Consider the following 25,542-nt stretch of genomic DNA (forward strand, 5'->3'; position numbering starts at 1 on the left):
GACATGCGCTTCAGCAAGCTCGATACGTTCAGCTCGACAGCGGCGTCACGCCGATCGAAAAACTGCCGCTATTGAGCGTCAACTGGGTGCGCGAGTTGAGGATCGGCGACGGCAACACGCCCTGCGTGACCACCGGATTGACCTTGTTGAACACCGCCGCGAACTGGTCCTTCGTGACCGTCACGCTGACATAGCCGATCGAATCGCAATCCGCATGCGCGATCTCCGGGTTATAGGCCTGCACGGACGTATCCCAGATGTTCTTCGTGGTCCCGTTCGGCTGCTGCTGAACGACGAGCGGCGCCAACGCCGGCGCGACCGGCAGAAACAAGGACAGCAGCGAGCTGTAGAAGCTGCTCGAACTGATCCCCGCGCTCACGAAATCCGTCATCACCGGCCGCGGGTTCGGCGCGTCCGGATCGTCCATCACCACGCCCGCGAGGAACGCGTGAATGTCGCCGGAAATCGACACGACGTTGCTGATATTGTTCGCGCCGATGTAGGTCGTGATGTCCTTCTTGCTGCCCGGATAGCCTTCCCACGAATCGCCGTACACCACGTATTCCGTGTTCGAGCCGGGGTTCGCCGGGTCGGGCAGCGGCACGTTGATCTTCAGGAACGTCACTTCGCTGCCCCAGATCTTCCACGCCGCCGTCGAGGTGGAGAGCTTCTGCTTCAGCCACGCGGTTTGCGACACGCCCAGCACGCTCGGCGGCCGGCCGTTCTGCGTGGTGAGTTGCGCGTCGTACGAATCGAGCACCGACTTTTCCATCAGATAGCGCGAGCCCTTGGCGAGGAAATTGGTCGGCGGCGGCACCGCGGCCGGCGGAATCGGATGCGCCTCGCGGAATAGCCGCTGGTCGGTGATCACCAGATCGACCAGCGAACCGAACGAGAAGTCGCGATAGATCGAAATGTTCTGGAAGCCGCTGGCGGCCGGATCGTACTGCACGTCGTCCATATCCACCGGCATGTACTCGAACCACGCCTGGGTCGCGTCGCAGCGGCGCTGCGGCTCGGCGGTCTGGGCTTCGTCGTAGGTTTCGTGATCGAGCCAGCAGTCGTCGGAAAACTCGTGATCGTCCCAGACCGAGATCATCGGGAACAGCGCATGCAGATTCATCAGACGCGGATCGCTGCGGTAGGTCTGATACAGATACCGGTAGTCGTTCAGCGTCACCGCGTACGGCACCTGGGTGGTCGTGCCGGGGATCAGGAACGTGCCGCCGTTGGGCAACGTCAGCGGACCGTGCGCGGCCTCGGTCCGGCCGCTCGGGATCGTCAGCTCGTAAATGTAGTCGCCCAGATTGACGATAAAGTCGAGATCGTCCTCGGCGGCGGCGAGGTTCATCGCCTCCCAGTGATTCGCCGTCCACGACTGGCAATTGATGTACGCGAACCGCACCTGCGACGGCTCGCCCGCCATGCCCGCGAGCGGCGCGGTTTTCGTGCGGCCGACCGGGCTCACGTCGCTGCCCGCGATGAAACGGTAGTAATAGTGCTGATACGGCTGCAAGCCCTGCACTTTGTGACGCACGGTATTGCCGAACTGCGCGGTCGCCGTCAGCGGCTGATCCACCAGCGGCTGCGAGAAATCCTGGGTGGCCGACAGTTGCACGCGCAACGGCATGTCGCCGGTGACGGTGCGGCTCGTGACGCGCGTCCACAAGACCACGCTGTCCGCACGCGGATCGCCCGATGCGATGCCTTGCGGGAAACCGAAGGTTCCGGCCGGCGCAACGTTCGCGCCGACCGAGCCGCCGCACGCCGCCAGCGAAGCGCCGATCGTCGACACGGTAATGAATCCACTCAACTTGAGGAACTGCCGCCTGTCCATGCTCAACTTCATTCTCCTGTGGGAACCGATTCTGCTCTGACTGATTGGCTGTACTGATCTACGGGCGTGTTAAGACGCACGACGCGCTGTACGCGTCGTGACCATTCACCTCATGAAACAGGGCTGGGGTGGCGAGCCTTCGTTCCGGCGTCGAGGGGTGTTCGACTAGAATCCGGCGTGGACGATGTCGCCGCGCGCATCCGGGTGACGGTCATGCGGGCGCCGGCATCGATCACACGGCGAAGCGCATTGTGCGAAAGAATTGTTACTGATGTATTACACATGTTCAATCTAAAAAATTGAACATGAAAAGAAAAACACGCAAATTCACGTGATTTATCACCTGACAACAAAACTCATAGTACAGATGTTCAAGTCAAATTTCGTGCACGCCCAGTCATTCGAAGCGCGCCCGGCGCGCCGCCGCGCGCCATGAGCACGGCCGGCCAGCCCGCCTCCACCGCCCGGTTGCTCATGGATGCCGCCCATGCGCTTCTGCGCGACCACGGTCCGGGCGCCGTCACCTTCCGTTCTGTCGCCGAAGCCGCCCAGGTGTCGGTCGCGACCGTGCAGCACCATTTCGGCGACAAGGAACAATTGCTGTCGCAGATCCTCGACGCGGTTCTGCGTGACGACGCGCAACGGCTTCGCCCGTTTGACGATGCGTGGCGTTCAGACGCACCGGCAACCTTCGCCAGCGTGCATGCGATCGTGCGCGGCATCGTCGCCGATGCGTGCGGCGCCAATGCCGACCGCACGCGCGCGCGATTGTCCGCGCTGATGGCCGCGACGCGCGAGCGCAACGCGCGCCATGCCGCGCGGCGCTGGCTGGCCGCGCATCGGCGTTTTTTCGCGCGGCTGCTGGAGGGCGTCGCGCCGCAACCACGACACGCGGCGCGCTATCTGGTCGAGCTGACGATCGGCATCGACATCGTGTCGCTCGGTTGCCGGCGGCGACCGCTGATCCCGCTGCTCAACGACGAACTGCTGCGCTATGCCGTCGATGCCGCGCTCGGCCATGGCAAACCAGCCTGCCCCGATGCGTTTCGCGCGAACGTCACGGCGCTGCTGCAACAGCGCGCGACGCAGCAAGCAGGCATGGATCAACAACCGGCGAAAGGGAAGAAGGAAGACGGGACGGCGAAGACCGGAAACGCCGCGAGTAAAGCGGACAAGTCGGCGCAGGTACGCCGCGACATCCTGAACGCGGCGGCGGCCGTGATGTCGCGCGGTGGCGTGACGGAGCTGACGCATCGCGCCGTAGCGAAAGAGGCTGGCATCGGCGCGTCGCTCGTCAGCTACCACTTCGGCTCGATCGATATCCTGCTGCACGCCGCCTATCGCCACATCCACGACGGTTTCGCGCGTGTCGCGATGCCCGCGCGCGGCCCCGCGATGGGCCCGTTCGAGGCCGTACTGGCGGCGATGCTCGGCACGCGGCACGGCGGCGCGCCGGCCGTGCTCGGCTCGCTGGAGGCGCTGCTCGCATCGGCTTACGACGACCAGTTCGCCGACATGGCCTGGCAAACCCGGCTGATGCGCGGCGTCTACTATCTGCACGCACCCGACGCAAAGACATTCCCGGTGGGCAGCGCGGATTACTTCGCGCATATGCTGTCGATCTGGGCGTTGGGGCTATCGCTGGTATCGCATGCGGGCTGGAGCGAGCGGCGTTTCGAAGCGTGTCTGCGCAGCCGTTTCGACGCGGTGGCGCCGTTGTTCCCGGCTTCGACGCGCTGACCTCGCAGCACGCGCCGCGATGCCGACGCCGATGCCGATGCGGTGCGCGCGCCGCGGCAACGCCCATGAAAACCGCCGCGCCGCCTACTTCAACCCAAGCCGCTTCGCGAGCCGGTTGAGATTGGCGCGATCGAGCCCAAGCTCGCGCGCCGCCGCGGCCCAGTTCTGATCGTGACGCGCCAGCGCATCGAGCACGACACTTCGCTCGAAAGCCGTCACCGTACTCCGGAAATCGCGTTCGACAACCACGGGCGCGGCGGCGGAACTGGACACGGCATCCGCCGGTCGCCCACCCTCGCCGCGCGTACCGTCATCGCCCGAAAAAGAGAAATCCGCCGCGTTCAGCGTGAGAATGCGGCGCCGGTCGCGATTCGCCGCCAACGCCTTGAGCGCGCTACGTCCGATCAGATGTTCGAGTTCACGCACATTCCCCGGCCACGGGTAGCGCATCAGCGCGGCTTGCGCGTCGGCGGCGAGACGCAGGCTCATCAGACCCAGGCGCGAGCGGTTCTGCTCGAGAAAGAAACCGGCCAGCAGCAGGACATCGCGGCCGCGCTCGCGCAGCGGCGGCACACGCAGCGGATAAACACTCAACCGATGATAGAAGTCCGCGCGAAAGCGCCCCGCCCGCACCTCGTCGGCGAGATCGCGATTGGTCGCGGCGATCAGGCGCACGTCGACCTTATGCTCCTGATCCGAGCCGATTCGTTGCAACTGACCGTTCTGCAGCACGCGCAATAGTTTCGCCTGCACCGCAAGCGGCAACTCGCCGACCTCGTCGAGAAACAGCGTGCCGCCGTCGGCCAGTTCGAACTTGCCGCGCCGGTCCGACGACGCGCCGGAAAACGCGCCACGCACATGCCCAAACAGCTCGCTCTCGACCAGCGTGTCGGGCAACGCCGCGCAGTTCAGGCTGATCAGCGGCTTGCCCGCCCGCGACGACAGCGCATGAATCGCGTTCGCCACCAGCTCCTTGCCGACGCCGGTTTCGCCCGTCACGAGCACGGTCAGATCGCTGCCCGCCACCACCTCGATCTCCTCGATCAGATGCCGGTGCGCGCCGCTGCTGCCGATCATCTCGCGACGGCTCTGCCCGCTCGCCTGCCGGTACGCCTCCGCGCGGCGCCGCTCTTCCTCGCTCGTGCGCGCCAGCGTGTCGATGCGCTCCGCGACGCTGACGGTCGCCGCCGCGAGGCTCAGAAAAGCCTGCAGCGACGGCATGTCGATGCTGTCGAAGCGCGCCGGGTCCAACGCATCGAGCGTGAGCAGCCCCCACGGCCGCCCGCCGATGAACAACGGACAGCCCAGGCAGTCGTGCACTTCGAGATGACCCGCGACGCCCTGCACCAATCCGTCGTACGGATCGGGCAGATCGGAGTCGGCCGCGAAACGCGTGGGCTCGGGCCGCGACAGCAACTGCGCGAACCGCGGATGCTCGCCGACGCGAAAGCGCCGCCCGAGCGTGTCGCTGCTCAAGCCGTCGATGGCGAGCGGCACCAGCGTGTCGCCCTCCAGCCGCAGCAATGCCGCGGCGTCGCCGGGAAAGAGCGTGCGCAGACCGCTCAGCAAGCGGCGGAAGCGCTCGCGATCGGACAGGTCGCGCAGCAGATCCTGCATCAGCGGCGTGAGCACGTCGAGCAAGGCCCGCGCAGTCAATCCGACTACGTTCGGAGTCTCTTTGACTAGAGTCGATTCGACCATCACAAAAATTAATTCGTTGATTTATATGGATTTTACACATGGCACAAAACATGGATAGAGAGAGTCGCCGGCCACCTCATGGCCGTCAGTCACTCTCAACGGAGATTTCCATGCTGTCCCCCGAACATCGCGCCATCGTCAAAGCCACCGTGCCCCTTCTCGAAACCCGCGGCGAAGCGCTGACCCGGCACTTCTACGACATGCTGATCAACGGCAACCCCGAGGTGCGCCCGCTGTTCAACCAGGCCAATCAGGCAAGCGGCACGCAGCAGCGCGCGCTCGCCAACGGCGTGCTGATGTACGCGCGGCACATCGACCAGCTCGATCAACTCGGCGGTCTCGTCGCGCGGATCACGCACAAGCACGTCGCGCTGAACATCCTGCCCGAGCATTACCCGATCGTCGGCCGCTGCCTGCTTCAATCGATCCGCGACGTGCTCGGCGCGGAGATCGCCACCGACACCGTGATCGCGGCGTGGGCCGCCGCCTACCAGCAACTCGCCGATCTGCTGACCGGCGCCGAGGAATCGCTGTACGCGCGGAAAGCCGCAGCGACCGGCGGCTGGCGCGGCACGCGAGTGTTCCGCGTCGCGCGCAAGGTCCGCGAGAGCGACGAGATCACGTCGTTTCACCTGCGTCCCGCCGACGGCGGCGCATTGCTCGCGTTCGACCCGGGGCAATACATCGGCGTGCGGCTCTTGATCGACGGCGAGGAAGCGCGGCGCAACTATTCGTTGTCGGCGCCGGCCGACGGCCGCGAGTATCGGATCAGCGTGAAGCGCGAACCGGACGGCAAGGTGTCGAACCATCTGCATGCGCACGTCGAGGAAAACGACACGCTCGACCTGTTCGCGCCGTCCGGCGACTTCACGCTGCGCGCCGGCGACAAGCCGCTCGTGCTGATCAGCGGCGGCGTCGGCATCACCCCGACGCTGCCGATGCTGCACGCCGCGCTCGAAACCGGCCGCCCCGTGCACTTCATCCACTCGGCGCGTCACGGCGGCGTGCACGCGTTTCGCGACAGCGTCGACCGGCTCGTCGCGCGGTATCCGCAACTCAAGCGCTTCTACTGCTACGAGCAACGCCGTGCGCAGGATGCCGACGCGCACGGCACCGGCTATCTGGATGAGGCGCTGCTCGATCGCTGGTTGCCGCGCAGCCGCGACGTCGATGCCTATTTCCTCGGGCCGCTGCCGTTCATGAAGGCCGTGAAGAAGCATCTGAAGGCGCTCGGCGTGCCTGAATCGCAAAGTCATTACGAGTTCTTCGGGCCGGCGGCAGCGCTCGACTAAGGCGCGTTGGATGCACGATCCACGCGTCACATGACGATTGCCCGGCGGCTTTACGGCATCGAGCTCGCGAGCCGCCGGGCACGCATTCCTTCTCCCTGAGCAACATTGTGTTTCGCCGAGCCGTGTTGCGAGGCATCGGCAAATCCGGTTATCATCCTAACTACGATACAACGAGTCGGAGTTAAGGACATGTCGCACATCAGTACCGGAGTCGAGTACGGGCTGCATTGCCTGCTCTATCTCAGCGATCCCGCCGCCGGCGTCAGCGACGCCAGCGCGAAGGATCTCGCGGAACTGCAGGGCGTGCCGGTCGAGTACGTGGCCAAACTGTTCACCAAGCTGTCGCGAGCCGGCATCGTCGCCGCGACGGAGGGCGTGCGGGGCGGCTTCCGGCTGGCCCGCCCTGCCGCCGAGATCAGCGTGCTCGACGTCGTGAATGCGATCGACGGCAACAAGTCGCTGTTCGACTGCCGCGAGATTCGCGCGAACTGCGCGGTGTTCGGCGAGAAGCCGCCGTCCTGGGCCACGCGCGGCGTGTGCTCGATCCACGCGGTGATGCTGGACGCGGAAAAGCGCATGGCCGAAGCGCTCGCGTCGCATTCGCTGGCCGACCTCGCGTCGCGCACGGCGGACAAGGCGCCGGCGGCGTACGGCCACCAGGTCGTCAAGTGGCTCGGGCATCGCTCGTCCGCACGGCGCGGCGACGGCGGCCACCCTCATCGAAATCCCCCCCATTCCCATCCAGGAGAGAAGTCGTGAAAATCATGCATGTCGATGCGAGCGCGAAGCGCGAACATTCCAACTCGCGCGCGTTGAGCCGCTATTTCATCGAGCAGTTGCGCGGCCAGGGCGTAGCGCCTGAAATCGATTATCTGGACGTGACGGTCGATACGCCCGCGCACGTGACCGAGGCCTTCACCATCGCCACGTACACGCCCGAGAACGAGCGCACGCCGGCCATGAAAGCGACATTGGCGGCATCGGACGCGCTGTGCCGCCGTCTGCTCGACGCCGACGCGTTCATCTTCGCGATGCCGATGTACAACTGGTCGATGCCGTCGTCGTTCAAGGCGTTCATCGACAACATCATCCGCACCAACCTGACTTACGTGTTCAACGCGCAAGGCGGTATCGACGGGGTGCTCACGCGGCAGAAGACGCTTTTCATCACCAGTCGCGGCGTGGATCTGCGGCCCGGCTCGCCGTTCGCGTCGATGGACGCGTTGACTCCGGCGTTGAAGGCGGCGTTCGGATTCATCGGCGTGGCGAACCCGACGTTCGTCGACGCACAGCCGATGCAGTTCTCGGATCAGAAGTCGCGCGAGGCAGCGCTCGAACGCGCTCAGCGCGAACTGGACGCGGTCGCCGCGCAATGGGCGACCGGCGTGTCGACAGTCGAAACGGATCAGGCGGACGAGGCGTCGCTTACCGTCTGAGGAAGCGCATGGCGCGCCGACTAGCGGTACCAGGTGTTGGGTAACTAACCGGCGTGCCGACCACTCACGTCACGCCCCTACCCCCGAGCGCGATCGATCGCGGCCAGCGCGACTTCCCGCGCCAGGTCCGCGTACAGTTCCGCCCATTTGCCGAGCAGACTCGGGTCGGCCATCAGGAACAGCGGATGTTCGGCCCACGCGCTCACCTGCGAGCCCTTCCACGCGAGCTCGAAGATGCGCAGCTCTTCGTCCTCGCTGACGCCGATATCGACCAACTCGCGATACGACGCGAGATTGTCGAGCGTCACGTCGTGCGCCTCGATGCGGTGAATGGCGGCCAGCGCGGCGCAGGCGCGCGCGCGGGCGTCGTCGCGATTGTCGGCGCTCAGGAACACGATCCGCTCTTCGTGCTCGTGGGTAAAACCCGCGCGATACAGCGACGTCTTGCACAGATGACTGAGTTGCGTGCCCATGGTTGCCATGACCCCCGTAAGCTTTCTGTCATTTTTGAGCATTGCCGGGTGGATGCTTTGCTGCGTCACGCGACGCCGCTGCCGGTTGCGGTACCGGTCGCTGCCCCAGTACACGTACACGCCGCACACTATCAGGCAGGCCAGTGCGAGCATGCCCACGCCCCCGAGAATCGCCAGATCGGTCTGCGCCATGTCAGGCTCCCTGTAGTCTCGCCGCCGTGTGGCGGCCGCAGTCCGGGACCCCGCCCACGTGCCCGGCCGAAAGCCGGGGCAATGCGGCGTCGATGGGGTCTGCTCTCGTCGTTGGCTGGGCCATGATCGTGTAGAGCGAGGGGACGTTACGGCGAGTATCGGACTGCTTACGTCAGCGAGCAATTGAGCACAGGTCTCTATTGACCAAAACGCGCAGCTATAGGACGCTATGTGGCTGATTGTCGCAGCCGGGTTCACCAAATTCATCGCGCATGTCGCGCATCAGGGCACACCCTGGGGACGCTTCCTGGCGTTGCCGCGCATTGGGTAGGTTGAGTGCGTTGTGCCGGCTTTCCTTCTTCCTGATTGCCTCGTTTCAAACGCGCGCCTGCGCTGCACCGCCGCGCGCGAACGGCAGCGGGCACGTTCGTTGCGGGACTTGATATCCATCAACCCGCAGGCGAACACGCGATGATTCGACGCGCGCTGACCGATCGAAAAAGTCTGTCCTTTTTTGCCTGGCTATCCATCGGCACGGGCACGGTGTTTCTCGTGCTCGCGCTGCCGCTGGCCGCGCTTGGCGCGTTTGTGATTGGCGCGGGTTATGCCGCGCGTTATGCCTATGCGGCGCGGCGGCATCCGCCGCAATAAGCCCCTTCGGACGGACTGCGATAGTCTTGCGATGCAGATTGCCGCCGCGCTCACTTCTGGGCCTGGCCGCGAACCCGCCGACGCTCAAGCTCAACCCAACGCGACCGTAAATTCCACGCCCGATTCGAAATCCAGCGTCGTTGTCGTGAAGCGCGGATGGTTTTCGACGTAGCCTTTGTAGTCCTGCACCGCATCCTCGGCTGTGTACATGTTGTCGGCGAGCACGATTGAACCCGGCCGCAGGAAGCGTTCGACCTCGCGGAACAGACGCAGATACGCGTCGGCCCAAGCATCGATGAACACGATATCGAACGAGCCGTCGAGCCGGGCGAGCGTATCGAAGACATCGCCTTCGCGCAGATCCACGTAAGCATCCACCCCCGCGATACGCACGTGCTCGCGCAAGCGCGCGCACTTCGCGGCGTCGAGTTCGGTCGCGATCACGGTGCCGCCGCCGAGACTGCGCAGCGCATCCGCGAAATACAGCGTCGACACGCCGTACGAACTGCCGAGTTCGAGAATGCGCGAGGCCCGGTTCGACAGCGCGATGTTGCGCAGAAAGCGCCCCATCTCCGCCGATACCGCCAGGGACATGCTGGTGCCCTGCGAGGTTTCGGCGTCGTCGCTGGACAAACCGTGATCGCGCAGAAACTTGCCGCGCAAACGCGGCGCAAGCTCGTTGTATTGATCGGCGAGCACGATGAATTCGTCGGTCGTGCCGATGAATTGCGAGCGTGCGCGCGTCATGGTTTCGATCGTGCTCTGCTGGTGAAGTTGATTGAGAAGAACAGTGCTCGACGGGTACATGGGTTTGCCCTTTCAGCGCGATGATGTCCGGCGTCGCATCGTCGATGCGGACCTGCTGCTCGCAGGCCGGCGACACTCGCGACGCACCCTGGTTCATTGACGGCGCCCGGATCGCGGGCGGAACCATCGATCTCTAGACGTTTGGGCGCGGGAAATATTGTGGCGACGCATATTCACTCATTCGCCGCCGACGCCGCGCACTACGGAGGTCTGCGTCGATATCGGAGACATCCGGCTTGTCGAGCAGGCGTCCAATCGCCGGTCGCTCTTGAATTTTACGAAAATCACTATAAACTCAAATTTAACGGCCATTAATTTGAGTTTATAGTGAAAAAAGCGCAGCATCTCGACATGCTCCCCTTCGAAGCGGAGGAGGTCGCAACGTCAATCGGCAAGAAAATTCAGCTTGCGCGCAGGGCACGCGGCTGGACCCAGAGCGACCTCGCCGCGAAAATGGGAGTGAGCGTCAACATGATCGTCAACCTCGAAAAAGGATTGCCATCCGTCGCATTCGGCCAGGTTGTCATGGCGTTGTGGGTACTGGATGGTCTGGATGTGCTGCGCGAAGCGGCCCGCGTCGATCTCGACCCGGTGATCCAGCAGGAGGCGTTGAGCCGCTTGCCGCAACGAACGCGAGGTTCTCATGGCTGATCAGGTTCGCCCTGTTTGGGTTTGGCTTCCGGGCCAGACGACGCCGACAGAGTGTGGCACCTTCGAATGGTCGCCCGGACTAGGCCGATTCGCCTACGCCGAGCACTACAAGGAGAGCGACGGCGCGTTGCCGCTCGATCCGATCAACCTGCCGTTCAGCCGCTCCCAGAAGCCATCGACAACGACCAACATGAACGGCGTATTTGGCGTGCTGCGTGATGCCGCCCCCGAAGGCTTCGGTCTGGACATGTTGCTTGCCAGATATGAAACGGAAACGCTAGATGAAGTGGAGAGGATGGACCTTGCGCCGGGTGATGGCGTTGGCGCGGCCGAGGTTTGCCGCCCTGAACATATCGAACGGAAAATCGCTTTCCGCCCCCCCTCTGAAGCCGAGTTGAAGGACATTCTCGCCGACACCGAAGAAAGCTTTTCGCCGATGCGTGTCGTTCAGCGTCTTTCCGGCGTGGACGATGCCACGAGCCTCGGTGGAGAGAAACCGAAATTGACCGTATGTTGCGCGGCGAATAACGTTTCTACGTGGTGGATTGCCAAATTGCAGGAGCGCGGAGGATCACCATTCCTTCCTTCCCGCGAATATGTCGCGATGAAGTTAGCCGCGCAATGTGGCATCGACGTAGCCGACGTGAGGTACGACCGCGCCGGGTCGCACGAAGTTGTCTTCGTCAAGCGCTTCGATCGCAACGTCGTCGAAGGTGGCGTGGAAAGAGTGCTCTTTGCAAGCGCCGCCACCGTACTTCGCCTACGCAGTGATTCGACGCCGGAAGATCCGGATAGATCGTATGTCAAGCTGGCTCACGAATTAAGGCGTTGGTGCGGAGATCGCACGCAAGGATATGTCGGGCAGCAGCGAGAGCTGTGGCGTCGCATGGCGTTCAACGCCCTCGTCGGCAACTACGACGACCATCCACGCAATCATGGTCTGCTTTGTCGCGCCGGAACCTGGACGCTATCACCCGCGTACGACATCGTTGCGATTCCGCGTCGACGCGGCGTTCAGGCGATGGCCTTGAACCGCGCGGGCACGCGCGTGGCTACGCCCGAGTCGCTGGTCGTTGACGCTGAACTGTTTTCATACGGTATCGAGGAAGCGTGGGACGCGTTACGTGCGATGGCGGCTACAGTGCAGACATCATGGCGGCAGCTATATCTCGAAGTCGGTATGGACGAGGCGAATCTTGAATCGCAGCGTCCGGCATTCCAGCTTGCCGAACAGATCGACACCCGTGAGCACACTCTGGACCTGTCGCGGATCGAACGACCGCGTCGTACGCGAGCGGCGCGCTGATGGGTCTTTCCCTGAAAACTTGTCGCCCTACCCGCACGTATCTCGCCCACCAGCAATCGGACCACTCCCTCGGAGCAGTCATCTTTCCACGCTAGTCAATCCAACCTGAACGCGCACCGCATACTGAGGGCGGACATGCACGGTGCTCATACCCCTTGCCGATCAGCGGACAATGACACTCGCACACACGCTCACGCAAACCTTCCGCGCCGCGTTTTCCGCACTCGGCCGGGAACTGACCATCTGGAACATCTCACGCGCACGCGCGACGTTCGGCGCCGAGGCGATGCTGTCGGTCGCGCTAGCGGTTGCGCTGGCCAACGCGTTGAATCTGTCGGACACATGGTGGGCCGCGATCAGCGGCTTCGCCGTCATGCAAACCAGTTTCGCGGGTTCCGTGCAGCGCGCCGCGCACCGGATGCTTGGCACGGTGACCGGCGCGGCATTGGGCGTGGTGCTGGGACCGTGGATCGGCGACCGTCCGTGGCTGTTCGTGCCGGTGCTGGGCGCGATCGGCGGAATCGCGGTGTATCGGGCCAATGGTTCGAGAGCGTCGTACGCGTGGATTCTGGGCGGCGTCACCGCGTTGATGGTCACGTATGAAGCGCACAGGCTGGTGACCTTCCGCGCGACGACGTCGTTCGCGACGCTGCGCATCGCCGAGGTCGCGGTCGGCACGCTCGCCTGCCTGGTGGTGGCGAGTGCGTTTCATTTTGGCGCGAAGGGATATCGCCTTCTGCATGAACGGTTGCGGCCGCAAACATCGGTTGAAAGTGCGTCCGGCGAAACCGGCGCGATGCCGCCGGATAGCGCCCCAGCCGCGCCCCTCCAATCGGCACGATCGACCCGCTTGCTGCTCGGCGTGCAGTCCGCGTTATCGATCGCGATTCTGGCGTCGCTGACCTACGCGTTGCATCTGCCCGGATTCGCGCAGGCGATGGTCACGGCAATCGCGGTGTCGATCCTGCCGGCGGGTCTCGCGCTCCATGAAACCCGGCAGCCGGCGTGGGAGAAGATGGTGCAGCGCGTCGCCGGTTGCCTGCTGGCCGGCGTCATCGCCGTCGTGCTCCTGCCGTTGATGCACGGGCAAGCGGTGCCATGCGTGATCGCGTTGTCGATCGGCGTATGGGCCGGTTGCCACGTGCAGACCGGCCGCGAAGGCGCGAGCTATGTGGGCCGGCAATTCACCATCGCGTTCATCATGGTGTTCGTGCAGGACCATCGCTGGTCGGCCGATCCGGCGCCCGCGCTGATGCGGCTGTCGGGCATTCTGATGGGGATTGTCGTGCTGACGGTGGTGATGCTGGCGACGGACAGGCTGCTTGCGGCGCCTCGACCGCACGACGCGAGGCAATGAGTTCAATCCGACGCCGATAGCTCGTCTCGAAGTATTTCACGCTCGCGATGAACTGCGGGAAGAATCGCTTTGGGAAGCAGCCGCGACCTGACGGAATGGGAAGGTCGGGAGATGGAAAACCTGGAAGGAACCCATGGTGCCGGGGACCGGACTCGAACCGGCAAGCTGTGAAGCGGCGGATTTTAAGTCCGCTATGTTTACCAATTTCATCACCCCGGCCGGGGTTGCGTCTTGCGTGGACGCGAATTCTACCATCGCCTCGCGGGTGCACCAAACCAGCCCGCCGCAACCCCGCCCGCCCCCCGCCGGCAAGCCACTAGCAAGCCATCCGCGCGTCATCCGCCAGTCATAAACCTTGCCGATAATCCGCTCACGAAAACGTTTACAACCGGACGTTTTCCAACCCAGCGTTTCCAGTTTCCAACCCGAGCGGAACTCCATGACCCCGACGATCAAAGATGTCGCCGCGCACGCGGGCTTCTCCATCGCCACGGTATCGCGCGCGATCAACGCGCCGCACACCGTCAATCCCGTCACGCTCGACAAGGTGCGTCAATCCATCGACGCGCTGAACTTCCGCCCAAGCCCGCTGGGTCGCCAACTGCGCGGCGAGCGCACGCGCCTGATCGGCGTGGTGCTGCCGACCATCGCCAATCCGGTGTTCGCCGAATGTCTGCAAGGCATCGACGACCTCGCGTCCGCGCAAGGCTACCGGCTCATGCTGATGACCACGCAATATGACGCCGACCGCGAGCGCCACGCGATCGAAACGCTGCGCGAACACCGCGTCGAAGGACTGATCCTGACGGTCGCCGACGCCGACACGCATCCGCTGCTCGACGAACTCGATCGCGCCGGCCTGCTCTACGTGCTGATGCATAACGACACGGTGCGGCGTCCGTCGGTCTCGGTCGACAACCGCCTCGCCGCCTACGACGGCGTGCGCATGCTGATCGCTCACGGCCACCGCCGCATCCTGATGCTGGCGGGTTCGCTCGCCGCCTCCGACCGCGCGCGTCAACGCCACCTCGGCTACACGCAGGCAATGCAGCAAGCGGGCCTCACGCCGATGCCCGCGCTCGAAGTCGATTTCAACGCGGATGAACTGGCGCCCTCGGTGCTCGCGCATCTGACGAGTGGCCCGAACCGCCCCAGCGCACTCTTCTGCAGCAACGATCTGCTCGCGATGGTGGTGATGCGCGGCCTGCGCCGCGCGCGTCTGCAGATTCCGCACGACATGTCGATCCTCGGTTTCGACGGCCTCGCGATGGGCGAGCTGCTGTCGCCGTCGCTCGCCAGCGTCTGCGCGCCGAACCGCGCGATCGGCTGCGCGGCATGGGAGCGGCTGATCGCCCGCGTGACCGGCGCGTACGAGGCGTTGAACGAGACTTCGCACACGCTGACCTTGCCGCACAGCCTCCGGCCCGGCGCGACGATCGCCACGATCGCGAGCCGCGACGAGACCTCGCTGAAATACGCGGCGAGCCCGGCTGAAAAACCGTTCGCCTGAAACGCAGGACGCAGGACGCCGCGCAGGACGCAAGCCGTATGTCGTAAGCCGCGCCCGGCCATCAAAAGTCATCAAAAGTCATCAAAAGCAGACCCACCACCAACCCGAACCACCCGCTCTCTTTCTCCAGGAGATCCGCAGTGATCCGCTCGTCCACACGCCCCGCTGCATCGCCGACAACGCCTGAATCGATCAGGCCCCTCGCGTCGCTCTCCATCTCGCTGCCCAGGCGGCTGCGCCGCCTCGCGAACACTGCCGTCGCGAGCGTCGTCACGCTCGGCGCCGGCCTGATCGTCAGCGCGTCGCTGGCCACGGTCGCACCGCAAACCGCCCATGCCGACGAAACCGCGATCTGCTACAACTGCCCGCCGGAATGGGCGGACTGGGCGAGCCAGATCAAGGCGATCCAGCAGAAGACCGGCATTCGCGTGCCGTTCGACAACAAGAACTCCGGCCAGGCGATCGCCCAGCTGATGGCCGAACAGAAGAGCCCGGTCGCCGACGTGGTGTACCTCGGCGTGTCGTCGGCCTTCCAGGCGAAGGACAAGGGCGTGATCCAGCCGTACAAGCCCGCGCATTGGGACGACATTCCCGCCAACCAGAAAGACCCGCAAGGCTACTGGTTCGCGATCCACTCGGGCACGCTCGGCTTCTTCGTCAACAAGGACGCGCTTGAAGGCAAACCGGTGCCGCGTTCGTGGGCCGACCTGCTCAAGCCCGAATACAAAGGCATGATCGGCTACCTCGATCCGTCGAGCGCGTTCGTCGGCTATGCGGGCGCGGTCGCGGTGAATCAGGCGCTCGGCGGCACGCTCGACAACTTCGAGCCGGGCCTCGACTGGTTCCGCAAGCTGAAGGCCAACGCGCCGATCGTGCCGAAGCAGACCGCGTACGCACGCGTGATGTCCGGTGAAATTCCGATCCTGCTCGACTACGACTTCGACGCCTACCGCGCCAAATACAAGGATCACGCGAACGTCGAGTTCGTGATTCCGAAGGAAGGCACGATCTCGGTGCCGTACGTGATGAGCCTTGTGAAGGGCGCGCCGCACGAAGCGAACGGCAAGAAGGTGCTGGACTTCGTGCTGTCCGACGAAGGTCAGAAGCTGTGGGCCGACGCGTATCTGCGCCCCGTGCGCGCCAACGCGATGAGCCCGGAAACGGCCGCCAGATTCCTGCCCGCAAGCGACTACGGCCGCGCCAAACCCGTGGATTTCGGCAAGATGGCGGAGAAGCAGTCGAGCTTCGGCGAGCGTTATCTTCAGGTGATGCATTGAACGACATCACGTTCCCGCTGCGCTGGCGCATCGCGTTGATCGCGCCGGCGCTGGCGGTGTTCATCGCGTTCTGGCTGCTGCCGATGGGCGCGCTCGCGCAACTGAGCGGCAACGCTCACGCTTTCGCGACCTATCGCGCGATGCTGACGAATCCGCGCTACATGTCGAGCCTCGGCGCGACCGTGCTGCTCTCGGCGGCGGTCACCGCGGCGACGCTGGTGCTCTCGGTGATCGCCGGGCTGCTGCTGGCGCGCCGCGAATTTCCGCTCAAGCGCACGCTGCTCGCGCTGCTGACTTTCCCGCTCGCGTTTCCGGGCGTCGTGGTCGGCTTCATGGTGATCATGCTGGCGGGGCGCCAGGGTTTGATCGGCGCGCTGTCGCTCAAGCTCACCGGCGACCGCTGGGTATTCGCGTATTCGATGAGCGGGCTCTTTCTCGGCTACCTGTATTTTTCGATTCCGCGCGTGATCGTCACCGTCATGGCGTCGGCGACCAAACTCGACGCGTCGCTCGAAGAAGCGGCGCGTTCGCTCGGCGCATCGCCGTGGCGCATCACGCGCGACATCGTGCTGCCCGCGCTGTCGCCCGGTTTGATCGCGGCGGGCGCGGTGTGCTTCGCCACCGCGATGGGCGCGTTCGGCACGGCCTTCACGCTCGCCACCGACATCGACGTGCTGCCGATGACGATCTACACCGAGTTCACGCTGAACGCGAACATGGTGACGGCCGCCGGTCTGTCGATCGTGCTCGGCCTCGTCACGTGGGCGGTGCTGGCGTTCGCGCGCAGCGTCACCGGATCGGCGGTAGCGGCGAGCGCATGACGCGGCCCGCATGAAGCGACCCAGCGACAAGGCGGCAATTAGCCACCGACACCCTCCCCCTCACCCTCACCATCGGACTCCGAGACTTTCATGAACGCCGTCCCCGCCTCGCGAGAACCGCATCGGGCACAGCCGCGAGCGCGGCTGCGTCTGCCCGCGGTCAGAACCTGGCTCGCCGCCGGCCAATGGCTCGTCACGCTACTGCTGTGCGCGTTCCTGATCGTGCCGGTCGTCATGTCGATCATGGCGGGGCTGACCGTCAACTACTTCAGGGGCGTGTCGAGCGGTCTCACGCTGCGCTGGCTCGGCGAAGTGTGGACGCAATATCACGACTCGGTTTTTCTGTCGCTCGAAGTCGCGGCGGCGACGCTGGTCATCACGTTGCTCACCGGCGTGCCCGCCGGCTACGTGCTCGCGCGCAGCAAGACGCGGCTGTCGCGCCTCATCGAGGAATTTCTCGTGCTGCCGATCGCGCTGCCCGGTCTCGCGTCGGCGCTCGCGCTGCTGGTGGTGTACGGCGGCTTCACGATGTTCCGCATGAGCGTGGCCTTCATCGTGGTCGGGCACGTGGTGTTCACGCTGCCCTTCATGGTGCGGGCGGTCGCCGCGGTGTGCGCGAGCAGCGACCTGCGCACGCTGGAGGAAGGCGCGGCCAGCCTCGGCGCGAGCTTCTGGCAGCGCTTCACGACGATCGTGCTGCCGAACGCGCGGCCGGGCATCGTGGCCGGCGCGCTGGCGGTACTGACGCTGTCGATCGGCGAATTCAACCTGACGTGGATGCTGCACACGCCCGACACCAAAACGCTGCCGGTCGGTCTCGCCGATACCTACGCGTCGCTGCGCATCGAGATCGGCAGCGCGTACACGATCCTGTTTTTCATCATGACGATGCCGCTGCTCGTCGCGATGCAATGGCTCGGCGTCGATGCGACCGGCCAGCGCAGCGCCGCGAAACGACGCGCCAGGTCCGTGCCGTCGAATGCCGCTTCGACGTCTTCATCGCAGTCTTCCACCACGCCATGACCCTTGCCTCCGTTCCCGCTGCTGTCCCCATCGCGCTGACGCAATGCGCGAAAACGTTTCGCGGCACACGCGTGCTCGAACCGCTCGATCTGCACATCGGCGCCGGCGAAACGCTCGTGCTGCTCGGGCCGTCCGGTTGCGGCAAGACCACCACGCTGCGCATGATCGCCGGACTCGAAACGCCGGATGCCGGCGGCCGCATCGCGTTCGGCGACGACGACGTCACCGCACTGCCCATCGAGAAGCGCCAGGTCGGCATGGTGTTCCAGAGCTACGCGCTGTTTCCGAATCTGACCGTGCGCGGCAACGTCGGCTATGGACTGAAGATCAAACGCACGCCCGCCGAGGTGGTGCGCCGACGCGTCGACGAACTGCTCGCGATGATGCGTCTCACCGCGCACGCGGATAAGCCGATCGAGCAGTTGTCCGGCGGACAGCGCCAACGCGTCGCGCTGGCGCGCGCGCTCGCCGTGCAGCCGCGCGTGCTGCTGCTCGACGAACCGCTCACCGCCCTCGACGCCCGCCTGCGCGACGCGCTGCGCGGCGAAATGAACGCGCTGCTGCGTGAGCTCGGCATCACGACGGTCTACGTGACGCACGATCAGGCCGAGGCGATGGAGCTGGGCGACCGCATCGTCGTGATGAGCGCGGGCCGCATCGAACAGATCGGCTCGCCGCGCGACATCTACTACCGGCCGGCCAACCGCACGGTCGCGCAGTTCGTCGGCACCATCAACCGGATCGCGGGCGACGTGCGCGACGGCATGCTGAAGACCACCGGCGGCGCCGTGCCGCTTCCGGCAAACGGTCTAAGCGGCCTGAGCGCCACCCATGCCGCCAATGCAGCGCGCGGCGCATCGGGCGAAATCTTCTTCCGCCCCGAAGACGCCTATCTCGCCGACCCAACCACCGCGCAACTACGCGGCCACGTGGAAAGCAGCGCGTTTCTCGGCGAGCGGACCCGGCTGACGATCGGTGGCGCCGCGCCGGACGCCCTGCTGATCGACGTCGCGGGCCGCGTCGAGCTGGCGCGCGGCACGCCGGTCGGCATCTCGATCGTGCAGGACGCGCTGATTGCGCTATCTTGAGAACATCGCGCGGTGCTGCCGCGCGCTATAAAAAAGGACGTCCCCATGCTGCTCGCTCAAATTAGCGACCTCCATATCAAGCGGCCCGGCGCGCTGGCTTATCGGCGCGTCGACACCGGCGCGTATCTGGCGCGCTGCGTCGCCGCCCTCAATGCGCTCGACCCGCGGCCCGACGCCGTGATCATGACCGGCGACCTCGTCGATCAGGGCGACCCGGAACAATACGCGCACCTGAAGGCGCTGCTCGCGCCGCTCGACATCCCCTACTTCCTGCTGGTCGGCAATCACGACGAACGCGGCGCCCTGCGCGCGGCGTTTCCGGACCATCCGGAGCTGCAAACCGGCGGCGAGTTCGTGCACTACGCGGTGGATATCGGCCCGCTGCGCGTGATCGCACTCGATTCGATGGTGCCCGGCCAAAGCGCGGGCCTGCTCTGCGACGCGCGCCTCGCGTGGCTCGCCGCGCAACTCGACGACGCGCGCGGCAAGCCGACCGTGGTCGCGCTGCATCATCCACCGTTCGTGTGCGGGATCGATCATATGGATGCGCTGCGGCTCGATCCGGATTCCGCCGGCAAACTCGCGGCGCTGATCGCGCGTTACCCGAACGTGGAGCGCGTGATCTGCGGCCACGTGCACCGGCCGATGTTCGTGCGCTTCGGCGGCACCATCGCGTCGGCGGTGCCCGCGCCCGCGCATCAGGTGGCGCTCGATCTGCGCGAAGACGGACCGTCGGCCTTCGTGATGGAACCCGGCGCGTACGCCTTGCATCGCTATGATCCGTCGACGGGGATCGTCACGCATCACGCGTACGTCGATGCCGCCGACGGCCCGTATCCGTTCTACGAGCCCGAAGGCGCGCTGATCGATTGAGGGCTTGCCGGCGCGGCTTTTAGCGGCCAGCGCGAGCGGCTCGCCCGTCAGCACGATCCGCCCCGCTCCGGTATGATCGGCACGCTTGAGGACCGCGCATGGGCCGGTCCGCCGATGCCCCCTTCTCATGTCCACATCCAATCCGTCCACCCCCGCAGCCGCCGACCGGTCGCTGCGCGCGCTGCTGTTCCTGCTCGCGACCATTGCCGGCGTATCGGTCGCGAACATCTATTACAACCAGCCGCTGCTCGACAACTTTCGTCAGTCGTTTCCGCGCAGCGCGGCGTGGGTCGGCGCGGTGCCGGCCGTCACGCAGCTCGGCTACGCGGCCGGCATGCTGTTGCTGGCGCCGCTCGGCGACCGCTTCGACCGGCGCCGGCTGATCCTGCTGCAGATCGCGTTCATCTGCGTCGCGCTGCTGGTGGCCGCCACCGCGCCGACGCTGCCGGTGCTGATCGCCGCGAGTCTGGCGATCGGCGTGCTGGCCACCATCGCGCAGCAGGCCGTGCCGTTCGCCGCCGAACTCGCGCCACCGTCCGAACGCGGGCACGCGGTGGGCACCGTGATGAGCGGGCTGCTGCTCGGCATTCTGCTCGCGCGGACCGCGGCGGGTCTGGTGGCCGAATACTTCGGCTGGCGCGCGGTGTTCGGCGCATCGGTCGTCGCGTTGCTGGTGCTGGCGGTGGTCATCATCCTGCGTCTGCCGAAAAGCCAGCCGACCTCGACGCTGCCCTACGGCAAGCTGCTGGTGTCGATGTGGCATCTGGTCGTCGAACATCGCGCGCTGCGTGAAGCGTCGCTCACCGGCGCCGCGATGTTCGCCGCGTTCAGCATTTTCTGGTCGGTGCTCGCGCTGTTGCTGGCCGGCGCGCCGTTCCATCTCGGGCCGCAGGCGGCGGGACTGTTCGGTATCGTCGGCGCGGCCGGCGCGATGGCCGCGCCGCTCGCCGGCAAGTTCGCCGACCGGCGCGGGCCGCAGGCGATCATCACGGTGTCGATCGTGCTGGTGGCGATTTCGTTCGTGATCTTCGGTGCGTCCGCAACGAGTATCGTCGGCCTCGTGATCGGCGTGATCGTGCTGGATATCGGCGTGCAGGCCGCGCAGATTTCGAATCAGTCGCGCATTTACGCGTTGAAGCCCGATGCGCGCAGCCGCGTGAATACGGTGTACATGGTCGCGTATTTCATCGGCGGGGCGCTGGGATCGGGTGTCGGCGCGGTGGTCTGGCCGATGTTCGGCTGGCTTGGCGTCAGCGTGGCGGGACTGGCGTTCGCCGGCTTCGCGGCGTGGAATCATCTGGCGTTGCCGGCGCGGGCCAGACGGCGGGGTGAGGTTTAACGCCTGGTTTAATGCCTGGTTTAATGCCTTCGCGGCAAGTCGGCCATCAGAGGCTGAAACCGCGGTGAACGCGCGGCGCGCTCCGGGGTGCGTCTATCCCCCGCTGCGCCCATAGGCATACTCGTGCAGCGCGTCGATCACGCGGTCGAATTCGAACGATTTGTCGTAGAAGTGGCGCACGCCGTACTGCTCGCAGCGTTCACGATACGCGGGCAACGCATGATTGGTCAGCACCGCGGCGAACACCGTGTCGATCAGCCCTTCCTTCTGCAGATAAGCCAGCACCGGCACGCCCGAGCCCTGCTTCAACTGCAGGTCGACGATCACCGCGTCGAATGCTTCGTCGCTCAGCAGCGCGATCGCCTGGTCGGCGGAATCCGCGTAAGCGCTGACACGCAGCAGACCCGACGCGTCGATCGCTTCCACCAGGCTGCGACGGATCAGCGGCGAATCCTCGATCAACAGCACACGCAACGGCGCATGCGCTGTCTGGGCCACGGTGTTCGGATCGCTCGTCATCGGCTCATCTCGATCGTCCATCATTCGATCAAACCGTTCTTGATCGCGTAGTAAGTCAGATCGGCGTTGTTCGCGAGGCGCATTTTTTCCAGCACGCGCGCCCGGTACGTGCTCACCGTCTTCACCGACAGATGCAGCTCTTCCGCGATTTCGGTCGGCAGGCGGCCGGCGGCGAGCTTGCAGAAAATCTGGAATTCGCGCTCGGACAGCGACTCGTGCGGCCGGCCGGCGGCGGGTTTGTCGAGATTGTCGGCGAGCGTATCGGCGACCGCCTCGGACAGATAACGATGACCGCGCGCCACCGAGCGGATCGCCCGCACGATTTCGTCCGGCTCGCAGTCCTTGTTCAGATAACCGTTCGCGCCTGCGCGCAACAGGTTGATCGCATACTGGCTCTCCGGATAGCCCGACAGAATCAGCACGCCCTGCTCGGGCCGCACCTGCTTGATCACGCGCAACGTATCGATGCCGTTCTTGTCTGGCATCGCGATGTCGAGCAGCACCACGTCGAACGCCTGCTCGCGTACGAGGCTGATGGTTTCATCGCCGGTGGCGGCTTCCGCCGCGACGCACATGTCCGGCTCGTCCGCGACGAACTGTTTGAAACCCCCTCGGACGATCGCATGGTCGTCGGCTATCAACACTCGAATCATCGGTTTGGCGTCCCTGCCGTGGATATGCTCCAGAGCAGACATTGTAAAGATGTCCGGCGTGAACCGGATGCGGGAACTGGCTAGACCCGCCCGCATCCGGATGACGGGGGCAAACTGAGCGGCAACCTCGGGCGGCAAACCCGGCTGACGAACCCGCCCACCGCGCGCCCTTCGTGCCGGTTCAATGCCTGCACCGTGTGCTTATTCCCGTCCTTCGAGCAGATCCGCCATGTCGTCGGCGTGCTCTTCCTCGACCGCGAGAATTTCCTCGAACATGCGGCGCGTCGTGACGTCCTTCTCGCCGAGATAGCGCACGATCTCGCGATACGTATCGATCGCGATCCGCTCGGCGACCAAATTCTCCTTGATCATGTCCGTCAGACTGTCGCCTTCCTTGTACTCCGAGTGCGAGCGCGTCTTCAGACCGTCCGGCGCGAAATCGGGTTCGCCGCCCAGTTGCACGATGCGTTCGGCGATCCGGTCCGCGTGTTCCTGCTCTTCTGTCGCGTGCTCGGCGAACTCCGCGGCCACGGCTTCCGAATTGATGCCCTTGGCCATGAAGTGATGCCGCTTGTAGCGCAACGTGCAGACGATTTCCGTCGCGAGCGCATCGTTCAGCAGTTTCAGCACGGTCTCCCGATCGGCGCCGTAGGTCTGCGTCACGGGACCGTCGGACATATGCTTGCGTGCATCCGCGCGGATCTTTTCCAGATCCATCACGAACGGGTCATGAGATTGGGTGGGTGCGCTGGTGGGTGCGTTCTGCGCGCCGTGTGACTTCGCCATTGAATTTCTCCTTAATCCGTATTGGGGGGAACAACGCATCACGCACGAATCGCGCCTGATGCGCCGGTCAAAGAGGAATCACCGCGCGGCTACGTTCGGAACACGCCCAACAGCAAAGTGACCACGAACACGACGAGGAAAATGTAGAACAGGATCTTCGCGATTTCCGCCGCACCCGCTGCAATGCCGGTAAATCCGAACACGGCGGCAATGATCGCGATCACGAAAAACACGATGGCATAGTGAAGCATGGCAACTCTCCTTCTTGTTGATTTCCGTTTCAGCGTGACGCGGAGCACGCGCTCCGCCGAGCTTCGCTAATCGACGATCTTTTTCGTGATCACGAAGCCGAGCACGAGAAACACCACGCACAGCACGACAAACACAAAGAACAGGAACTTCGCGATCGCCGCCGCGCCCGCCGCGATACCGGTGAAGCCAAGCAGACCGGCAATCACCGCGATGACGGCGAAGAACAACGCCCATTTCAGCATGATGGCTTCCTCCCGAAAGCTGGTTTAAAGGCTCTGGGTCATCGTATCGACAGGCACACGTCCGCGCATTCCGACGCTGGCCGGTTTTCGTGTGAGAATCCGCTTACATTGGATTACGACGGCGTTACGGCATCGCACGCGCGGTCCTGCATCGCGCGGCCGACGTTACACTGATGCCCCGTCCAAGGAGCCGACCGTGTCGAACATGTCAAACGCGCAGAACATGTCAAACGCGCAGAACGCGTCGAATCTGGCGCGCCCGGCCATCGCCGCTCGAATCAGCCAGTGGATGCGCAATCGCAGCTGGGCGATCGCGATGACAGTCGCGATCGTCATCACGGTGGGCGGGCTGGTGATTCTCGAAACCGCGCGCGAACGCATTGCCGCCGAATACGAAACCGCGCTCGAAGCGCGCGACGTCACCGTGCAACTCAGCACACTCGCGAGCCATCTGTCGCGCTTGAGCGCGCAGCAAAGCGATTTTCTTCTGACGAAGCAGGACACCGCCGCGCACGCGTTTTGCGCAACCGCCGAGCGGATTCGTCAGAGCGAGCAGCAGTTGAACCGTTTCTATCGCGGCGGCAAGGCGGACAGTGCCGAACTCGCGAGCTATACGCAGATTCGCGCGCTGATCGATGCGCGCATCGGCGCGGGCGCCGCCACGATGCAACGCGCGGCGCCACGGCCGCTCGATCTCGCGGCTTGCGGCACGCCGCAGTCGATCGATCCGGCGGATGCGTCGCTGGTGGACAGCACGCTCACGCTGCTGCGCGACAACGAGGAGCGCCGCGCGCAGCACGCGCTCTCCGCGAGCCGCGCGGACCAACGCATTTCCACGTTGTGCGCGGCCGGCCTATCGGCACTGAACATCGTGCTGTTCATTCTGCTGTTCCGCAATCTCGGCATCCAGATCGACCGGCAGGCGCGCGTGCAGCGTCAGTTGATCACCCAGCAGGAAGAGCTCGATCAACTCGTGGGCGAACGCACGCGGCAACTCGAAGCATTGGGCTGGCATCTGCAGGCGGTCAGCGAAAACGAGAAGACGCAGCTCGCGCGCGAACTGCACGACGAACTCGGCGCGATTCTCACTGCGAGCAAGATGGATGTGGCGTGGGCGAACCGCAAACTGAAGGACAGCGCGCCGGATATCTCCGACAAGCTGAAACGCGCGCTCGCCAATCTGGATCAGGGCATTGCGCTGAAGCGGCGCATCATCGAGGACATGCGGCCGACCGTGCTGGCGAATTTCGGGCTCGTCACCGCGCTGCGCACGCTCGCCGACGAAGCGGCGCAACGCAATAGCTGGACGCTCGATCTCTACCTTCCCGCCGACGATATCCAGCTCGACGAGCAGACCGAGATCGCGCTGTTCCGCGTCGCGCAGGAATCGCTGACCAACGCGGCCAAGTATGCGCGGGCGTCGAAGGTGTCGATCGCGTTGCGGGTCGGCGACGGCCAGGTGGCGCTGCATATCGCCGACAACGGCGTAGGCATCATGCCGGCCGATCTGACGCGCACGCACACGCACGGGCTGCTCGGCATGCGGCAGCGGGTCGCCGCGCACGGCGGGCGCTTCGACATCCGCCGCGGCGAGCCGAACGGCACCGAGATCGACGTGACGATGCCGAGCGTGAGCACCGCGACGCCGTCGATGGAGTTGTAGGACGGCGCCGACGCAAACACCGGAGTGCGCCTACAACAAAATCGCGACGCAGC

The 25,542-nt window shown here is 64.9% G+C and carries 25 protein-coding genes and 1 tRNA gene; 16 read left to right on the plus strand and 10 right to left on the minus strand.

The genetic code is table 11. The annotated features are described in order from the left end of the window. Positions 1-28 precede the first annotated feature (28 nt). Complete coding sequence (locus tag LFL96_RS12670) at positions 29-1,837, minus strand: alkaline phosphatase D family protein (protein WP_280995584.1); 1,809 nt, start codon at positions 1,835-1,837, stop codon at positions 29-31. Between the two features lie 432 nt (positions 1,838-2,269). On the opposite strand from LFL96_RS12670, the gene LFL96_RS12675 reads away from it, so the two are divergent. Then, on the plus strand, positions 2,270-3,577 hold the full coding sequence (locus tag LFL96_RS12675) for a TetR family transcriptional regulator (protein WP_280995585.1): 1,308 nt from the start codon (positions 2,270-2,272) through the stop codon (positions 3,575-3,577). Between the two features lie 84 nt (positions 3,578-3,661). Here the strand turns inward: LFL96_RS12675 and norR are convergent, their stop codons facing one another. Then, on the minus strand, positions 3,662-5,278 hold the full coding sequence (gene norR, locus LFL96_RS12680) for a nitric oxide reductase transcriptional regulator NorR (protein WP_280995586.1): 1,617 nt from the start codon (positions 5,276-5,278) through the stop codon (positions 3,662-3,664). Positions 5,279-5,388: 110 nt separating this feature from the next. Here norR and hmpA point away from each other — a divergent pair, with 110 nt between their 5' ends. The 3 genes from hmpA (at position 5,389) to LFL96_RS12695 (ending at position 8,006) form a co-directional block, all read left to right on the plus strand. Further along, positions 5,389-6,570, plus strand: coding sequence for an NO-inducible flavohemoprotein (hmpA, locus tag LFL96_RS12685; protein WP_280995587.1), 1,182 nt, complete (start codon positions 5,389-5,391; stop codon positions 6,568-6,570). Positions 6,571-6,759: 189 nt separating this feature from the next. Beyond that, positions 6,760-7,329, plus strand: a complete 570-nt coding sequence (locus tag LFL96_RS12690; RefSeq protein WP_280995588.1) for an Rrf2 family transcriptional regulator — start codon at positions 6,760-6,762, stop codon at positions 7,327-7,329. Continuing rightward, entirely contained in the window at positions 7,326-8,006 is a 681-nt protein-coding gene (locus LFL96_RS12695; RefSeq protein ID WP_280995589.1) for an NAD(P)H-dependent oxidoreductase, read from the plus strand. The genes LFL96_RS12690 and LFL96_RS12695 overlap by 4 nt, the downstream gene beginning before the upstream one ends. 77 nt (positions 8,007-8,083) lie before the next feature. On the opposite strand, the gene LFL96_RS12700 is transcribed toward LFL96_RS12695, so the two are convergent. Continuing rightward, positions 8,084-8,671, minus strand: coding sequence for a hypothetical protein (locus tag LFL96_RS12700; protein WP_280995590.1), 588 nt, complete (start codon positions 8,669-8,671; stop codon positions 8,084-8,086). Positions 8,672-9,142: 471 nt separating this feature from the next. Here LFL96_RS12700 and LFL96_RS12705 point away from each other — a divergent pair, with 471 nt between their 5' ends. Beyond that, a complete protein-coding gene (locus LFL96_RS12705; protein WP_280995591.1) occupies positions 9,143-9,322 on the plus strand; it encodes a hypothetical protein in 180 nt (59 codons plus the stop codon). Between the two features lie 90 nt (positions 9,323-9,412). Here LFL96_RS12705 and LFL96_RS12710 read toward each other — a convergent pair whose 3' ends face one another. Continuing rightward, on the minus strand, positions 9,413-10,129 hold the full coding sequence (locus LFL96_RS12710; protein WP_280995592.1) for a class I SAM-dependent methyltransferase: 717 nt from the start codon (positions 10,127-10,129) through the stop codon (positions 9,413-9,415). A 327-nt stretch (positions 10,130-10,456) separates the two neighbouring features. Between LFL96_RS12710 and LFL96_RS12715 the strand changes: the two genes are divergently transcribed. From LFL96_RS12715 to LFL96_RS12725, 3 genes are all read left to right on the plus strand, one after another. Next, complete coding sequence (locus tag LFL96_RS12715) at positions 10,457-10,780, plus strand: helix-turn-helix domain-containing protein (protein WP_280995593.1); 324 nt, start codon at positions 10,457-10,459, stop codon at positions 10,778-10,780. Continuing rightward, positions 10,773-12,086: a type II toxin-antitoxin system HipA family toxin gene (locus tag LFL96_RS12720; RefSeq protein WP_280995594.1), complete on the plus strand. Its 1,314-nt coding sequence runs from the start codon at positions 10,773-10,775 to the stop codon at positions 12,084-12,086. Before LFL96_RS12715 ends, LFL96_RS12720 begins: the two co-directional genes overlap by 8 nt. Positions 12,087-12,258: 172 nt before the next feature. Further along, positions 12,259-13,443: an FUSC family protein gene (locus LFL96_RS12725; protein ID WP_280995595.1), complete on the plus strand. Its 1,185-nt coding sequence runs from the start codon at positions 12,259-12,261 to the stop codon at positions 13,441-13,443. A 134-nt stretch (positions 13,444-13,577) separates the two neighbouring features. On the opposite strand, the gene LFL96_RS12730 is transcribed toward LFL96_RS12725, so the two are convergent. Then, positions 13,578-13,662 (minus strand) — tRNA-Leu (locus LFL96_RS12730). A gap of 220 nt (positions 13,663-13,882) precedes the next feature. Between LFL96_RS12730 and LFL96_RS12735 the strand changes: the two genes are divergently transcribed. The 7 genes from LFL96_RS12735 (at position 13,883) to LFL96_RS12765 (ending at position 21,374) form a co-directional block, all read left to right on the plus strand. Further along, the gene (locus LFL96_RS12735) at positions 13,883-14,953 is read left to right on the plus strand and encodes a LacI family DNA-binding transcriptional regulator (protein ID WP_280995596.1); all 1,071 of its coding nucleotides are present in this window, start codon (positions 13,883-13,885) and stop codon (positions 14,951-14,953) included. A gap of 233 nt (positions 14,954-15,186) precedes the next feature. Continuing rightward, positions 15,187-16,230: an ABC transporter substrate-binding protein gene (locus tag LFL96_RS12740; protein ID WP_281000726.1), complete on the plus strand. Its 1,044-nt coding sequence runs from the start codon at positions 15,187-15,189 to the stop codon at positions 16,228-16,230. Next, the gene (locus LFL96_RS12745; protein ID WP_280995597.1) at positions 16,227-17,051 is read left to right on the plus strand and encodes an ABC transporter permease; all 825 of its coding nucleotides are present in this window, start codon (positions 16,227-16,229) and stop codon (positions 17,049-17,051) included. Before LFL96_RS12740 ends, LFL96_RS12745 begins: the two co-directional genes overlap by 4 nt. 90 nt (positions 17,052-17,141) lie before the next feature. Continuing rightward, the gene (locus LFL96_RS12750; RefSeq protein WP_280995598.1) at positions 17,142-18,074 is read left to right on the plus strand and encodes an ABC transporter permease; all 933 of its coding nucleotides are present in this window, start codon (positions 17,142-17,144) and stop codon (positions 18,072-18,074) included. Further along, the gene (locus tag LFL96_RS12755; RefSeq protein ID WP_280995599.1) at positions 18,071-19,162 is read left to right on the plus strand and encodes an ABC transporter ATP-binding protein; all 1,092 of its coding nucleotides are present in this window, start codon (positions 18,071-18,073) and stop codon (positions 19,160-19,162) included. Before LFL96_RS12750 ends, LFL96_RS12755 begins: the two co-directional genes overlap by 4 nt. Positions 19,163-19,207: 45 nt before the next feature. Further along, on the plus strand, positions 19,208-20,035 hold the full coding sequence (locus LFL96_RS12760; RefSeq protein ID WP_280995600.1) for a phosphodiesterase: 828 nt from the start codon (positions 19,208-19,210) through the stop codon (positions 20,033-20,035). Between the two features lie 127 nt (positions 20,036-20,162). Then, complete coding sequence (locus LFL96_RS12765) at positions 20,163-21,374, plus strand: MFS transporter (protein ID WP_280995601.1); 1,212 nt, start codon at positions 20,163-20,165, stop codon at positions 21,372-21,374. 93 nt (positions 21,375-21,467) lie between these two features. Here the strand turns inward: LFL96_RS12765 and LFL96_RS12770 are convergent, their stop codons facing one another. The 5 genes from LFL96_RS12770 to LFL96_RS12790 form a co-directional block, all read right to left on the minus strand. Then, positions 21,468-21,914 carry a response regulator gene (locus tag LFL96_RS12770; RefSeq protein ID WP_281000728.1) on the minus strand — a complete coding sequence of 149 codons (447 nt, stop codon included), beginning with the start codon at positions 21,912-21,914 and terminating at the stop codon, positions 21,468-21,470. Continuing rightward, positions 21,914-22,546 carry a response regulator transcription factor gene (locus LFL96_RS12775; protein WP_281000730.1) on the minus strand — a complete coding sequence of 211 codons (633 nt, stop codon included), beginning with the start codon at positions 22,544-22,546 and terminating at the stop codon, positions 21,914-21,916. Before LFL96_RS12775 ends, LFL96_RS12770 begins: the two co-directional genes overlap by 1 nt. A gap of 201 nt (positions 22,547-22,747) precedes the next feature. Then, the gene (locus LFL96_RS12780) at positions 22,748-23,332 is read right to left on the minus strand and encodes a ferritin-like domain-containing protein (protein WP_280995602.1); all 585 of its coding nucleotides are present in this window, start codon (positions 23,330-23,332) and stop codon (positions 22,748-22,750) included. Between the two features lie 89 nt (positions 23,333-23,421). Then, positions 23,422-23,583 (minus strand): DUF1328 family protein, encoded by a 162-nt coding sequence (locus LFL96_RS12785; RefSeq protein WP_006052455.1) that lies wholly within the window; start codon positions 23,581-23,583, stop codon positions 23,422-23,424. 66 nt (positions 23,584-23,649) lie between these two features. After that, the gene (locus LFL96_RS12790) at positions 23,650-23,826 is read right to left on the minus strand and encodes a DUF1328 family protein (protein ID WP_280995603.1); all 177 of its coding nucleotides are present in this window, start codon (positions 23,824-23,826) and stop codon (positions 23,650-23,652) included. 223 nt (positions 23,827-24,049) lie between these two features. Between LFL96_RS12790 and LFL96_RS12795 the strand changes: the two genes are divergently transcribed. Then, positions 24,050-25,489: a sensor histidine kinase gene (locus LFL96_RS12795; RefSeq protein WP_281000732.1), complete on the plus strand. Its 1,440-nt coding sequence runs from the start codon at positions 24,050-24,052 to the stop codon at positions 25,487-25,489. Positions 25,490-25,542: the final 53 nt, after the last annotated feature.

Source organism: Paraburkholderia sp. D15, from assembly GCF_029910215.1.
Taxonomy (GTDB): domain Bacteria; phylum Pseudomonadota; class Gammaproteobacteria; order Burkholderiales; family Burkholderiaceae; genus Paraburkholderia.